This window comes from Pseudomonas sp. DC3200b2 (assembly GCF_049895785.1).
GTDB lineage: Bacteria > Pseudomonadota > Gammaproteobacteria > Pseudomonadales > Pseudomonadaceae > Aquipseudomonas > Aquipseudomonas massiliensis.
Window position 1 is genome coordinate 441631 of record NZ_JAFCTA010000004.1, and the last position, 13652, is coordinate 455282.

Consider the following 13652-nt stretch of genomic DNA (forward strand, 5'->3'; position numbering starts at 1 on the left):
GGGGGCCTTGTCTATCGGACTCTAACAGCATCCCGATTACGTCGCACCCAAACCAATCAGGAAACCGTGACGGGCATGCCCAGGGCCTGCCCCATGCGTACCGGCGAGACCGCCGCCAGGTGATGGCCCCAGGTGACCTGGTCCGGCCCGAACAGCATGATCACAGTGGAGCCCAGCTTGAACCGGCCCATTTCCTGGCCTTTTTCCAAGTGGATCGGGGCACGTGCGGCTTCATCGTAGCGCCAGCTTTTAAGCGCGCGCTTCGGTGGCGTCACCAGGCCAGCCCAGACCGTTTCGATGGAAGCGACGATCATGGCGCCCACCAGTACCATGGCCATGGGGCCGCGTTCGGTATCGAACAGGCATACTACCCGCTCATTGCGCGCGAACAGCTCGGGCACGTTTTCGGCGGTGGTCTGGTTTACCGAGAAGATGCGCCCCGGTACGTAGATCATTTCCCGCAGGGTGCCCGCCAGCGGCATATGAACGCGGTGGTAATCCCGAGGAGAGAGATAAACAGTGGCGAACTGGCCGCCCATGAAGGCCGACGCGTGGGCCGGGTCACCGCCAAGCAGCTCCAGTACGCTGAAGCTGTGTCCCTTGGCCTGGAAGACGCGCCCGTGTTCGATTGCGCCCATCTGGCTGATGGCGCCGTCGGCCGGGGAAAGGATGGCGCCGGGCGTAGGGTCCAGCGGTCGAGCGTCCGGTTTCAGCGCGCGGGTGAAGAACGCATTGAAGTTTTCGTAGGCGGTGAGGTCTTCGACCTGGGCTTCGCTCATGTCCACGTTGAAGCGGCGGGCGAACCAGCCGGTGAAGGCGTTCTTGAGCCAGCGGGCGCGGCATTCGGCAACGCAGCCGGCCAGGCGCGAAACCAGGTGGTGCGGAAGCAGGTACTGCGACAGGATAAACAGCCGATCTTTCATAGGGAGCCCTTAAACTTCGATAGGGGTGTCGGGGTGGTTGCCCCATTCGCCCCAGGATCCGGCATAGGCCTTGACTCGGGGATAGCCGAGGGCCTTGGCGACCAGATAAGTAAAGCCCGACCGGTGGTGGGTCTGGCAGTGAGTGACGATTTCCTTGTCCGGGGTGATGCCAAGCTCGCCGAGCCGCTCGCGCAGGTCCGGGCGCAAGCGTAGCTGGCGCTGCGGGTCCATGCCGGCGGTCCACTCGAAATTGATCGCACCGGGGATGTGTCCGCCACGAGCCGCCACTACTTTCTCGCCGCGGTATTCCAAGGGGCCGCGCGCGTCCCAGATGGCCAGGTCCGCGGCACCGAGGCGGTTGCGCAGATACTGGAGCGTGGCAGTGGGCGCTTCCTGAAGCTCGAGACGGGGCTGCCCGGTCAGGGGCGCCGGTACCTCGGTGCTCAAGGGAAGGCCCTCGGCCTCCCATGCCAGCACACCACCATTGAGGTAGTGGTAGCGGCCATGCCCGATCACATCCAGTAGCCAGATGAATCGACCGGCCCAGCCACCGCCCTCGTCGTCATAGACCACGTAGGTCATCTCCGGGCCATGTCCAAGCTCGGCGAACAGCTGCGTGAGGCTGTTGATATCGGGCAGCAGCCCAGGGGCAGGGGGCTTGCCCAGTTGCGTGCGGGCCGGGGCGACGAAACGCGCGCCGGGAATGTGCCCGGTGGCATAGCGGGCCGCACTGGTGAGGTCGACTATCACCAGGCCTGTGGCGTCGAGGCGCGCGGCCAGTTCGGCGGGTTCGATGACCAGGCCTAGGCCGGAAAAGTCTGCCATTCAAGCGTACCCTCGGGTTGATTCAGGCGGCGATTGTAGCGCAACGTTCAACGGCTGCGTTGGCTGAACACTGATAACGCACGCTCGATGCACTGGGCTGTCTTGGTGAAGGCCTGGACGCTTGTCTCGGCCATGGGCAGCCCGCCCTGGTCTGCCAGAAGGAGCATCAGGACGCGGTCCTGGCTGGTGATCGAGCGCAACAACAAGTGTTCGCCTCGGAACATGACCCGCAGGCTTGCCGGTATCAGGCGAGAGAGCGAAACGTTGTTCTCCGGCGTCAGGCGCAACTGCCCTGGCCGTTCAACCAGGCGTTGCAGCAGCGGGGCGTGGTTCAATGCCATGCTCAGCTCGCTGGCCGCCTTGGGCAACCCGACGATCTGATGGACACGCAGGTTGGCCTGCGCCTTATCGACCATCAGCAAGGCGATCCGCCGCATGCCGCAGGCTTCCAGCGCTTGCATGGCCACCCCGGTCAGGTGCAAGGCGTTGTTGAAAGGGCTGGGCTCGCTGATCAGGGTGGTGCAGAGGTGTCGCCAATGGGCGATGGCTTCGGCGCTTGGGCCCGCCGCCGGCATCAGGCCCGGATGCAGGCGCCGCTCGGTAAGCGGCCAGGGCAGCGTCGCCGCCGGGTGCCAGACCCCCGGCGCGGCGTGTATCCGCGCGCTTTGCACCGCCTGCAGGTGGGTCTGCTGCTGGACCTGTTCCAGCGGCGCCTGGGTGTAGAGCGCGAGCAACTGTTGCCAGCGCAGCACATGGGGCACGCCCCAGCCTTGCTCGCAAGCCAGCGCCAGGCCATTGGCTAACAGTATGGTGGTGGCGGGCTGGTTGAACCAGCGATACAGGTCCGGGTTGGCATCCAGCTGCCGCTGCTGGCCAAGTGGGTCATCCTCATGCCGTGCGATAAGCATGGCCTTGGCCAGCGAACGACGCTCTTCGGTCATGGCGCGATAACCCTGGCGCACCCATGCTGGCAGGCGCCAGTACTCGGCCAGTGCCATGCACAGTTCCAGTACGCGCACACCGAACAGTTCGCGCTCCACCCGCGCCGCATTCTCGCCCTTGTGCAGAACGCGCAGGTCCCATTCCTCGAACAGCTTCGGTTCTGCCATTGCCAGGGGCCACAGGGGCGCCAGGAACAGAAGGCTGCCCCAATGGATCTCCTGCCACAAGCGGGCCAGCCGGGCGGCGAAGAAACCGCTGGCCTGCTGGCTGGCGTGTTGGCTGACCAACTGCAACTGGCGCAGGGGCAGCGGTATGGCGTCGGGCTCCAGGGCCGGCACCCGAGCAAGTAGTTCCCCAGTGCGGGCCAGGCCGAGGCGGTTGATGGCGATTTCCAGGCTCTCGGCCGGTTCGGCCAGGGTACCTCCGGCCAGGAGGTTGGCTTCCCGGATCACATTCAATACGAGCGCGGGGCTATGCTGCATGGAGTCGGCAATGTCACGCAGCGAGCTGCGGCTATCGTTCAGCACACGGCACACCTGTTCATGACTGACCTTGGGGACCGGGATGCGCACATTGCCCAGGGTTTTGATCCAGGCTTCGATATTCTGCTGTCGGACTGCTGACATAAGGCTCGGCGCTCGCTCGAACGGTTTTCAGGTTTATACGCCAAGGTGGCCTAATGTGCCCAAGGGGCGTCAAGAAGCTGCACACAAGGCCGATCTAGACAATATGAACGTCGCTTCCTTGCCTGCTTCCTCTGGTGCAGCGCTGGCTAACGGACTTTTCGTACACAACCTAACGAATCGTCACTATAGTCTGGCGCAGTTCTGCCGATAGGTAGAAGCAGAGATTGAAACGGCCCCGTGCCAGTTTTCCCACGTTTCGAAGTGTCCTGACCTATGGCTAAAATTATCGGCATCATCGTCGTATTCGCGAGCGTGCTCGGCGGATACGTTCTTTCCCACGGCCAGATCGCGGCCCTGATCCAGCCTTTCGAGGTCATGATCATCGGCGGTGCCTGCCTTGGCGCATTCCTTCAGGCCAACCCTGGCTCGATGACCATGCACGTCCTCAAGAAATCCTTGAAGATGTTCAAGTCTCGGTTCACCCATGCCTTCTACCTAGAAGTGCTTGGCCTGGTCTACGAGATCCTCAACAAGAGCCGCCGTGAAGGCATGATGGCGATCGAAAGCGATATCGAGGACGCCGCCGCGAGCCCGATCTTCGCCAAGTACCCGGCCGTACTCAATGACGCCCGGATGACCGCGTTCATCTGCGACTACCTGCGCATCATGTCCTCGGGCAACATGGCGCCTCACGAACTGGAAGGCCTGTTCGACATGGAACTGCTGAGCATGAAGGAAGAGCTCGAGCATCCTTCCCACGCTGTTCAGGGCATCGCCGACGGTTTGCCTGGCTTCGGTATCGTGGCCGCGGTACTGGGGATCGTGGTGACCATGGCGTCCTTGGGCGACGGCGACAAGGCGGCCATCGGTATGCACGTCGGCGCGGCGCTGGTAGGTACCTTCCTCGGTATTCTCGCAGCCTACGGCTTCTTCGGGCCCCTGGCTTCCTGCCTTGGCCATGATGCCAAGGAAGAAATGAACGTGTTCGAGGCCATCAAGGCCTCGCTGGTGGCCTCGGCCTCCGGCATGCCGCCTACCCTGGCGGTGGAATTCGGACGCAAGGTGCTGTACCCGGCCCACCGTCCGAGCTTCGCTGAGCTGGAACAAGCAGTACGCGGTCGCTAAGCCATGGAAAATAATCAGCCGATCATCGTCAAGCGCGTAAAACGCTTTGGCGGCGGGCACCACGGGGGTGCCTGGAAAATTGCCTTCGCCGACTTCGCAACCGCGATGATGGCCTTCTTCCTGGTGCTGTGGTTGTTGTCCAACGCCACGCCCGAGCAGAAGCTTGCCATCGCTGGTTACTTCAAGGACCCGATCGGCTTTACTGAAAGTGGCTCGCCCTATGTGATCGACCTTGGCGGGTCGCCGCAGCTGGCGCCGGACCACACCCTCAACCCGGAAGCCAAGGTGGCCCCGCCCAAGCCTGAGGCGGAGAACCAGGTCACTCCGGACGAGGCGCAGAACATCGCTGAGAAGGTGGAAAAGGACCGTCTCGAACTCCTGTTGCAGGAATTGCAGAACAAGGTGGACGAGAACCCTCAATTGCAGAAGTTCAAGGACCAGATCCTGTTCGAAATCACCCAGGATGGCCTGCGCATCCAGATCATGGACGCGGAGAACCGGCCGATGTTCGACCTGGGTAGCGCGCGCCTGAAGCCTTACTTCGAGGACATTCTTCTGGCGATGGCCGATACCATCAAGGAAGTGCCGAACAAGGTCAGCATCAGCGGCCACACGGACGCCAAGCCCTACGCGGCAAGCGCGGACTTCGGCAACTGGGAATTGTCGGCCAACCGTGCCAACGCGGCGCGCCGCGCTCTGGTGGCTGGCAGCTATCCGGAAACGCAGATTGCCCGAGTGGTGGGCTACGGCTCATCCTCGCTGTTCGATCGCAAGAATCCGTTGAACCCGGTCAACCGTCGTATCGATATCATCGTGCTGACCAAGAAGGCCCAGCGCGACATCGAAGGTGAGCAACCAGACGAGCCGGCGGCGCCCCCAGCCGCGCCAACCGCTCCGGCACCCGCCACGCCAACGCCTGCCACGCCTGGCGCCGCCGCTCCGGCGGCCGGTGCCGGGGCCAACGATGTGGCCGGACGGGCCCCGACCGTACAACCTCGGGACCTGCGGGAAAAACTGAACATCTTCGATAGCGGTGCGTTGAAGATGGAAGCCCCGGCCGGCAAGCAGCTGTAATCATAGGGGCCGGCGAGGCCCCTATGGTCAATACCTGTCGTCCGGCAAGCCAGCGACGATGGCTCGGTAGCTGTGCATCCGCTGCGGATGGATGCGGCCGTCTTCCAAGGCTTGAAGCAGCGCACAGCCGGGCTCGCGGTCATGCTTGCAATCACGGAAGCGGCAGCGACCCAGCAGGTCGGCGAATTCAATGAAGCCAGCCTCAACGTCCTGACGGCTCACATGCACCAGGCCGAATTCACGGATCCCCGGGGAGTCGATCAGGTCGCCCCCCTGGGGGAAGTGGAACAGCTTGGCCGTGGTGGTGGTATGAGTGCCTTGCCCCGACCAGTCGGACAGTGCGCCTACCCTGGCCTGGGCCTCAGGCAGCAGCGCATTGACCAGGGACGACTTGCCCACGCCGGACTGCCCGACGAATACGCTGGTATGGCCCTTGAGCCGCTCCTTGAGCTGCTGCATGCCATCGCCCTGATGGGCCGAGACTTCCAATAACGGATAGCCCAGCTGGCGATAGGCCTCGAGCAGGTCGTTGAGGCGTGCTTCGTTGCCCGCGTCGATCAGGTCGGCCTTGTTGAGCAGCAGAAGCGGGCGAATCCCTGCGTGCTCCGCAGCCACCAGGTAGCGGTCGATCAGGTTGGCCTGGGGCTCCGGCGCGGGCGCGAAGACGATCACGATCAAGTCCACGTTCGCCGCCACTGGCTTGAGTTGGCCGCGGGCATCCGGACGGCACAGCTCAGTGCTACGTGGCAGTTGCGCCACGATCACGCCGATGCCTTGGTTGCCCGCCCGCCATACCACTCGGTCGCCGGTTACCAACGCGGGGAGATTGGCGCGCAGATGGCAGCGGAACACTTCACCGGCATGCTCGCCCTGCTGGGCTTCGACCTCTACCTGTACGCCATAGTGGGCGATGATCAGCCCGGTTTCTTCAGGGCCCAGGTCACCGCCTTCCAGCACTTGCTCGGCTTGGGACTCGCGCTTGGCGGCACGGGCGGCGCGTTCATTCTGGATTTTATCGATGCGCCAGGCCTGGCGACGGTTGAGCTGGCGTTTGGCCATGGAGGTACCGGAAAAGAGGGCGCGCGGTTGCGGGCGATGGGTCGAGCCGCGAGTCTAGCATGCGCCGGTAAGCTACACTTGGCAGTCTTGTCGAGGAGGTTTCAATGCTCAACCCCACCAACCTGATCTGGATCGATCTGGAAATGACCGGCCTGGATCCGGATACCGATGTCATCATCGAAATGGCGACCATCGTCACTGATAGCGAACTCAATACCTTGGCCGAAGGCCCGGTCATCGCCATCCACCACAGCGACGAAGTACTGGCTCGAATGGATGAATGGAACACCCGCCAGCATGGCGGCTCCGGCCTGACCCAGCGTGTGCGCGACAGCAAGGTTTCAATGGCCGAGGCCGAGCGACAGACCCTCGATTTTCTTCAGCAGTGGGTGCCCAAGGGCAAGTCGCCCATCTGTGGCAACAGCATCTGCCAGGATCGGCGCTTCCTCTACCGTCACATGCCGGAGCTGGAAAGCTACTTCCACTACCGTAACCTGGACGTCTCCACGCTCAAGATCCTCGCTGGCCTGTGGGCGCCGCAGGTACGCGACAGCCTGAAGAAGGGCGGCAGTCATTTGGCCCTGGATGACATCCGCGACTCCATTGCCGAGCTGCAGCACTACCGCGAGCACTTCATCAAGGCCTAGCCGGCGACCGATTCGCCATGGCGCGCCAAGGCCCAGGCCACGTGCTCGCGCACCAGCGGCGACGGGTCCGCCTGGCGTGCCCGCAGCGCCTCCATCACGGCAATGGTGGTCGGAGCATTGCCCAGCCCCACCGCCAGGTTGCGCAGCCAGCGCTCGTAACCGGCCCGGCGCAGGGGCGAACCTTCGGTCTGGCTGAGGAACTGCTGCTCGTCCCAGCGGAACAGGGCTGCCAGCTCAGCGTTGTCCAGGCCGTGCCGAGGGCTGAAGTCCGCCTCGCCCGTGGGGCGGGCGAAACGGTTCCACGGACAAACCAGCTGGCAGTCGTCGCAGCCAAATACCCGATTGCCGATCAGCGGGCGCAGCGCCTCGGGGATCGAGCCTTTGTATTCGATGGTCAGGTAGGAAATGCAACGTCGGGCGTCGAGCTGGTAGGGTCCCACGAAGGCGTTGGTAGGGCAGATGTCCAGGCAGGCACGGCATTTGCCGCAGTGTTCGCTGGCCTGGGGAGGATCTACCGGCAACGGTAAGTCAATGAAGAGCTCACCCAGGAAAAAATAGCTGCCCGCCTTGCGGTTGAGCACCAGCGTGTTCTTGCCGATCCAACCCAGGCCCGCCTGTTCGGCGATGGCTTTTTCCAGCACGGGGGCGCTGTCTACGAAGGCGCGGTAACCGAAGGGGCCAATGCTGGATTGAATCCGCTCCGCCAACTGTTGCAGGCGTTTACGCACCACCTTGTGGTAATCCCGGCCCAGCGCGTAGCGGGAGATATAGGCCTTTTCCGGCTGGGCCAGCCGCTCGGCCATGCCTGTATCGCCTGGCAGGTAATCCATGCGGACCGACACTACCCGCAGCGTACCCGGTACCAGTTCATCAGGGCGCCAGCGCTTGCTGCCATGGGCCTGCATGTAGTCCATTTCGCCATGATGGCCAGCCTCCAGCCAGCGCTGCAGGTGCCGTTCATGCTCGCCCAGGGCCAGGCCACTGATGCCTACCTGCTGGAAGCCCAGTTCGCGGCCCCAGGTCTTGATGGACGAGGCGAGTTCTTCAAGGTCGAGTGCAACAGCGGACATGGACAGGGAAACCAAAGCGTTGATGGGTATAATTCTGCCAGACATCCACACCCAGGGTCGCATGATGCCCTTATCCCACACCGTCTTACCCGACGTACTGCATAGCGCCGCCCAGGTTCGAGACCTGGATGCGCGCCTGATCGCCGCCGGCACTCCGGGGCTGACCCTAATGGAGCGTGCCGCCGACGCCTGCTGGCAAGCCCTGCGCGAGCGCTGGCCGGATGCGAGCGAAGTGACCGTACTGGCCGGCAATGGCAACAATGGCGGGGATGGTTTTCTCATCGCCGCGCTGGCCCGGCAGGCGGGTTGGACGGTCACGCTCTATACCCTCACCGGGGCTGAGGAACCTCGGGGCGACGCCGCCGCCGCGCTGGCTCGGGCGCGGGAGGCTGGCGTCGGTGCCCGGCCCTGGAAACCAGGCGCCCCCTTGGCCGGTGTGGTCGTGGATGCGTTGCTGGGCACAGGCCTGAGTCGGGAGGTCAGTGGCATGCACCGGCAGGCGATCGAGGCGATCAATGCCTGTGGCCTGGCGGTGCTGGCGGTGGACATTCCCTCCGGGCTGAACGCCGACACAGGGCATGTCATGGGTTGTGCGGTGCAGGCTGACCTCACCCTGACCTTCATTGGCCTCAAGCTCGGTTTGTTCACTGGCGAAGCGGCGGCACATGTAGGCCAGTTGTCATTCGCCGGCCTGGGGGCTGACATCGGCTCCGTAGGCGAGGCCGCGGGCCAGGCGACTCTGCTGCGGCCAGACAACCTGCCACGGCCCGAGCCGCGCCGGGCGACGGCTCACAAAGGTCAGTTCGGCCGGGTATTGGTGGTCGGTGGTGAGCAGGGTACCGGGGGCGCGGCGCTCATGGCAGCCGAAGCCGCGCTACGTAGCGGCGCCGGCATGGTCTCCCTGGCTACCCGCGCCGAGCATGTAGCGCCAGCACTGACGCGTTTGCCGGAAGTGATGACCACGGCCGTGGCCTCGGCCAATCAGCTTCCGGCGCTGCTGTCCGCGGCCAGCGTATTGGTGGCTGGCCCGGGGCTTGGTACCGGGGCTTGGGGGCGGAGCCTGCTATCGGTAGTGGCGGGCCAGCACAAGGCTCAGGTGTGGGACGCTGACGCGCTCAACCTGTTGGCGGAAAAAGCGGTTCAATTGCCACCTGGGGCTGTGCTTACGCCGCACCCTGGCGAAGCCGCGCGCCTGCTGGGCCTGTCCGTGAAAGAGGTGCAGGCGGACCGGCCGGGTGCTGTTCGCGCGCTCGCCAGGACCTATCAGGCGGTTTGCGTGCTCAAGGGCGCTGGCAGCCTGATCGCCGCGCCAGAAGGTCGGCTGGCGGTCTGTGACCATGGCCACCCCGCCATGGCAACCGCAGGGTTGGGGGATGTGCTGTCCGGCCTGATAGGCGCCTTGTTGGCCCAGCAAATGCCAGCCTTCGAGGCGGCCTGCCTGGGGGTGTGGCTGCACGCCCGGGCAGGTGAGCTTGAAGGCGCCCGTGGACGCGGCCTGGCCGCCGTGGACCTGATTCCCACCATTCGTCGGTTGCTCGAGGAGGTAGCCCCATGCAAAGCCTGACGCTCTTCATACCGGATGAAACAGCGATGACAACGTTCGGTGGCAAGCTCGCCCAGGCGACCGGTGGGCGTGGCACTCTGTTTCTGGAAGGCGACCTGGGCGCGGGCAAAACCACGCTCTCACGCGGCATCGTCCGCGGTTTCGGCCATGCAGGGCCGGTGAAAAGCCCTACCTTCACCCTGGTCGAGCCCTACGAGCTCGAAGGGGTGTCGCTCTACCATTTCGATCTTTACCGTCTGGTCGACCCGGAAGAGCTGGAATTCATGGGCATCCGCGATTATTTCCAGGGCGAGGCGCTATGCCTGGTGGAATGGCCTGCCAAGGGACAAGGCGTTTTGCCAAAGCCTGACCTGACCATTACCATAAGCGCCCAAGAGCAGGGGCGCCGCCTTGAATTGCGCGCCGGCAGCTCAAGTGGCGAATCGTGGTTAGGCGCCCTGGCGCCGGTTATTGAATGAAGAGGTGGGGAGCATATGCGCATTCGCGCGCTGGTCGCGGTCGTGGGACTTTGGCTTACGGTATTCGCGGTCGACGCAATGGCCGTCACGCAAGTCAAGAGCATGCGGTTGTGGCGCGCTCCCGATAATACCCGGCTGGTCTTCGATCTTTCGGGGCCAGTGGAGCACAGCGTGTTCACCCTGACCGCGCCTGATCGCCTGGTGATCGATATCAATGGCGCTGCCCTGGACGCGCCATTGAAAGTCTCCACGGCCAATACGCCAATCACCAGCGTGCGCACGGCCCAGCGCACCCCCACCGACCTGCGGGTGGTGGTGGACCTGAAAAAGCCGCTGACGCCCAAGAGCTTCACCCTGGCGCCCAATCAGCAATATGGCAACCGCCTGGTGGTGGACCTCTACGACCAGCCTTCGGACGCCGAACCGCCCGCGCCGCCGCCTACCATCGCCACCACGCCCGCGCTACCGGTAACACCGGCCAAACCCGAGATCAAGCTGGCGCCGGTGCCCAACGGCAAGCGTGACATCATCATTGCCATCGACGCCGGTCACGGCGGGGAAGACCCAGGCGCGTCCGGCTCCAAGGGCGAACATGAAAAAGACGTGGTGCTGCAGATCGCCAAGGAACTGCAGCGGCAGATCAACCAGGAGAAAGGCTTCCGCGCTGAGCTGACCCGTACCGGCGATTACTTCATTCCGTTGCGCCAGCGTACGGAGATCGCCCGCAAGAAAGGGGCGGACCTGTTCATTTCCATTCATGCCGACGCCGCGCCCTCGACAGCAGCCTATGGCGCCTCGGTATTTGCCTTGTCCGAGCGTGGCGCCACTTCCGAGACAGCGCGCTGGCTGGCCGACAGTGAAAACCGCTCCGACCTGATCGGCGGCGCGGGCAACGTCAGCCTCGACGACAAGGACCGGATGCTCGCCGGGGTGTTGCTGGACCTGTCCATGACCGCCTCCCTGAGTTCAAGCCTTAACGTGGGCCAGAAAGTGCTCAGCAATATCGGCCGGGTCACCACCTTGCACAAGAACCGGGTCGAGCAGGCCGCATTCATGGTGCTCAAGTCGCCTGACATCCCGTCCATCCTGGTGGAAACCGGCTTCATTTCCAATGCCGGCGAATCGAGCAAGCTGCGCTCCACGTCTCACCAGCAAGCGCTGGCGCGTTCCATTCGGGCCGGGGTACGGCAATTCTTCGAGCAAAATCCGCCGCCGGGTACCTACATCGCCTGGCTGCGAGATTCGGGCAAGCTGGCGCGTTCGGAAAGCCAGCATACGGTCCGCAGCGGCGAAACCCTGCCGATGATCGCGACCCGCTACCAGGTGTCGGTAAGCGCGCTGCGCAGTGCCAATGACTTGAAAAGCGATGCCCTGAAAATAGGTCAGCTGCTGACCATTCCTTCGGCTGCATTGGCGGCGCAACCATGACCGAGGCCGCGCGCATCGAGCTGCTCAGCCCTCGCCTGGCCAACCAGATCGCCGCTGGCGAGGTGGTAGAGCGGCCGGCTTCGGTCATCAAGGAACTGCTGGAAAACAGCCTGGATTCCGGGGCCCGGCGTATCGATGTGGAAGTCGAGCAAGGCGGTGTGAAGCTGCTCAAGGTGCGCGACGACGGTTCGGGCATCCGTAGCGAAGACCTGCCCCTGGCCCTGGCGCGTCATGCCACCAGCAAGATTCGCGACCTGGAGGACCTGGAGCGGGTCATGAGCCTGGGCTTTCGCGGCGAGGCCCTTGCCTCCATCAGCTCCGTGGCGCGCCTGGTGCTGACCTCGCGCACGGCAGATGCCAGCGAGGCCTGGCAAGTGGAAACCGAGGGCCGTGACATGGCCCCGCGGGTTCAGCCGGCCGCCCATCCCGTGGGCACCTCGGTGGAAGTGCGCGACCTGTTTTTCAACACGCCGGCCCGGCGCAAGTTTCTCAAGAGCGAGAAAACCGAGTTCGATCACCTTCAGGAGGTGATCCGCCGTCTTGCGCTGGCCCGGTTCGACGTCGCTTTCCATCTGCGCCACAACGGCAAAAGCGTGCTGAGCCTGCACGAAGCCCACGACGAGTCCATGCGTGCCCGTCGGGTTGGCGCCATCTGCGGGCCGGGCTTCCTCGAGCAGGCGCTGCCGGTGGAAGTGGAACGCAGCGGCCTGCGCCTGTGGGGGTGGGTGGGGCTGCCGACCTTCTCGCGCAGCCAGGCTGACATGCAGTATTTCTTCGTCAATGGCCGGGCGGTACGCGACAAGCTGGTCGCCCATGCCGTTCGCCAGGCGTACCGGGATGTACTGTTCAACGGACGCCACCCTACCTTTGTGCTGTTCCTTGAAGTCGACCCCGCGGTGGTGGATGTGAACGTGCACCCCACCAAGCATGAGGTGCGCTTCCGCGATGGGCGAATGGTGCATGACTTCCTCTATGGCACTCTGCACCGGAGCCTGGCCGAGGTACGGCCGCAAGACCAGCTTGCCGCGCCCGTGGCCGTGACCCCAGTGGCGCGGCCGTCCGGCGCGGTGGCCGGCGAATTCGGCCCCCAGGGTGAAATAGCCTTGGCGGCTCGGCCGGTCTCGGTCCAGCAGGAAGTTTTCCAGCCCCGGTCATACCTTGGCACCGCGTCGGGCACGGGTGGCAATGGCAACTACGCTGCCAGCGTCGAGCGTCGTGCCGCCGCTGTGCCGCTGGCGGAGGCGGGGGGCGTCTACCGGGCCTTCTTCGCCCCCTTGCCCGAGGCGGCATCCACCGGCGCGACGCTGCCCGCCGAGGAGGGCGAGGTTCCACCCCTGGGCTTTGCCCTGGCGCAACTCAAGGGTATCTATATCCTGGCTGAGAATGCCCATGGGCTGGTGCTGGTCGACATGCATGCCGCCCATGAGCGCATCATGTACGAACGCCTCAAGGTCGCCATGGCCAGCGAAGGGCTCAGCGGGCAACCGCTGCTGGTACCGGAGACCCTGGCGCTGAGCCAGCGTGAAGCCGACTGCGCCGAAGAGCATGCCCAGTGGTTTTCCCGCCTGGGGTTCGAGCTGCAGCGCCTGGGCCCGGAAACCCTGGCGATCCGTCAGATCCCGGCCTTGCTCAAGCAGGCGGAGGCCAACCGCCTGGTGGCCGACGTGTTGGCTGACCTGATGGAATACGGCACCAGCGATCGCATCCAGGCGCACTTGAACGAGCTGCTCGGCACCATGGCCTGCCACGGCGCGGTGCGCGCCAATCGGCGCCTGGCGATCGCCGAGATGAACGCCTTGCTGCGCGACATGGAAACCACCGAGCGCAGCGGACAATGCAATCATGGCCGGCCCACCTGGACCCAACTGGGCGTGGATGAGCTCGACAAACTGTTCCTGCGGGGGCGCTGAC

At 64.3% G+C, this 13652-nt stretch carries 12 protein-coding genes; 7 read left to right on the plus strand and 5 right to left on the minus strand.

Features of this window, described 5'->3' with window-relative positions:
• Positions 1-56: 56 nt before the first annotated feature.
• From asd to ACP691_RS14720, 3 genes are read right to left on the minus strand one after another with little or no spacing between them, the layout of a single operon-like run.
• Positions 57-923 (minus strand): archaetidylserine decarboxylase, encoded by an 867-nt coding sequence (gene asd / locus ACP691_RS14710; protein ID WP_426150425.1) that lies wholly within the window; start codon positions 921-923, stop codon positions 57-59.
• 9 nt (positions 924-932) lie between these two features.
• A complete protein-coding gene (locus ACP691_RS14715) occupies positions 933-1748 on the minus strand; it encodes a rhodanese-like domain-containing protein (RefSeq protein ID WP_426150423.1) in 816 nt (271 codons plus the stop codon).
• 47 nt (positions 1749-1795) lie between these two features.
• Positions 1796-3316 (minus strand): HDOD domain-containing protein, encoded by a 1521-nt coding sequence (locus ACP691_RS14720; RefSeq protein WP_426150421.1) that lies wholly within the window; start codon positions 3314-3316, stop codon positions 1796-1798.
• A gap of 273 nt (positions 3317-3589) precedes the next feature.
• Here ACP691_RS14720 and motA point away from each other — a divergent pair, with 273 nt between their 5' ends.
• Positions 3590-4441, plus strand: coding sequence for a flagellar motor stator protein MotA (motA, locus tag ACP691_RS14725; protein WP_426150419.1), 852 nt, complete (start codon positions 3590-3592; stop codon positions 4439-4441).
• 3 nt (positions 4442-4444) lie between these two features.
• Complete coding sequence (motB, locus tag ACP691_RS14730) at positions 4445-5515, plus strand: flagellar motor protein MotB (RefSeq protein ID WP_426150417.1); 1071 nt, start codon at positions 4445-4447, stop codon at positions 5513-5515.
• 27 nt (positions 5516-5542) lie between these two features.
• Here motB and rsgA read toward each other — a convergent pair whose 3' ends face one another.
• Positions 5543-6574 (minus strand): small ribosomal subunit biogenesis GTPase RsgA, encoded by a 1032-nt coding sequence (gene rsgA / locus ACP691_RS14735; protein ID WP_426150415.1) that lies wholly within the window; start codon positions 6572-6574, stop codon positions 5543-5545.
• A 104-nt stretch (positions 6575-6678) separates the two neighbouring features.
• Between rsgA and orn the strand changes: the two genes are divergently transcribed.
• Positions 6679-7221: an oligoribonuclease gene (orn, locus tag ACP691_RS14740; RefSeq protein ID WP_040260044.1), complete on the plus strand. Its 543-nt coding sequence runs from the start codon at positions 6679-6681 to the stop codon at positions 7219-7221.
• On the opposite strand, the gene queG is transcribed toward orn, so the two are convergent.
• The gene (gene queG, locus ACP691_RS14745; protein ID WP_426150413.1) at positions 7218-8291 is read right to left on the minus strand and encodes a tRNA epoxyqueuosine(34) reductase QueG; all 1074 of its coding nucleotides are present in this window, start codon (positions 8289-8291) and stop codon (positions 7218-7220) included. The two genes, orn and queG, sit on opposite strands and share 4 nt — an antisense overlap.
• 64 nt (positions 8292-8355) lie before the next feature.
• Between queG and ACP691_RS14750 the strand changes: the two genes are divergently transcribed.
• From ACP691_RS14750 to mutL, 4 genes are read left to right on the plus strand one after another with little or no spacing between them, the layout of a single operon-like run.
• A complete protein-coding gene (locus ACP691_RS14750; RefSeq protein WP_426151098.1) occupies positions 8356-9855 on the plus strand; it encodes an NAD(P)H-hydrate dehydratase in 1500 nt (499 codons plus the stop codon).
• Entirely contained in the window at positions 9843-10313 is a 471-nt protein-coding gene (gene tsaE, locus ACP691_RS14755; RefSeq protein ID WP_426150411.1) for a tRNA (adenosine(37)-N6)-threonylcarbamoyltransferase complex ATPase subunit type 1 TsaE, read from the plus strand. The genes ACP691_RS14750 and tsaE overlap by 13 nt, the downstream gene beginning before the upstream one ends.
• 15 nt (positions 10314-10328) lie before the next feature.
• Complete coding sequence (locus ACP691_RS14760; protein WP_426150409.1) at positions 10329-11741, plus strand: N-acetylmuramoyl-L-alanine amidase; 1413 nt, start codon at positions 10329-10331, stop codon at positions 11739-11741.
• Complete coding sequence (gene mutL, locus ACP691_RS14765; protein WP_426150407.1) at positions 11738-13651, plus strand: DNA mismatch repair endonuclease MutL; 1914 nt, start codon at positions 11738-11740, stop codon at positions 13649-13651. The genes ACP691_RS14760 and mutL overlap by 4 nt, the downstream gene beginning before the upstream one ends.
• The last annotated feature ends 1 nt before the right edge of the window (position 13652 follow it).

Coding starts and splice junctions, on each gene's coding strand:
- asd (WP_426150425.1), bottom strand. CDS start 923: ATGAAAGATCGGCTGTTTATCCTGTCGCAGTACCTGCTTCCGCACCAC.
- queG (WP_426150413.1), bottom strand. CDS start 8,291: ATGTCCGCTGTTGCACTCGACCTTGAAGAACTCGCCTCGTCCATCAAG.
- ACP691_RS14760 (WP_426150409.1), top strand. CDS start 10,329: ATGCGCATTCGCGCGCTGGTCGCGGTCGTGGGACTTTGGCTTACGGTA.
- orn (WP_040260044.1), top strand. CDS start 6,679: ATGCTCAACCCCACCAACCTGATCTGGATCGATCTGGAAATGACCGGC.
- motB (WP_426150417.1), top strand. CDS start 4,445: ATGGAAAATAATCAGCCGATCATCGTCAAGCGCGTAAAACGCTTTGGC.
- rsgA (WP_426150415.1), bottom strand. CDS start 6,574: ATGGCCAAACGCCAGCTCAACCGTCGCCAGGCCTGGCGCATCGATAAA.
- tsaE (WP_426150411.1), top strand. CDS start 9,843: ATGCAAAGCCTGACGCTCTTCATACCGGATGAAACAGCGATGACAACG.
- mutL (WP_426150407.1), top strand. CDS start 11,738: ATGACCGAGGCCGCGCGCATCGAGCTGCTCAGCCCTCGCCTGGCCAAC.
- ACP691_RS14720 (WP_426150421.1), bottom strand. CDS start 3,316: ATGTCAGCAGTCCGACAGCAGAATATCGAAGCCTGGATCAAAACCCTG.
- ACP691_RS14715 (WP_426150423.1), bottom strand. CDS start 1,748: ATGGCAGACTTTTCCGGCCTAGGCCTGGTCATCGAACCCGCCGAACTG.
- motA (WP_426150419.1), top strand. CDS start 3,590: ATGGCTAAAATTATCGGCATCATCGTCGTATTCGCGAGCGTGCTCGGC.
- ACP691_RS14750 (WP_426151098.1), top strand. CDS start 8,356: ATGCCCTTATCCCACACCGTCTTACCCGACGTACTGCATAGCGCCGCC.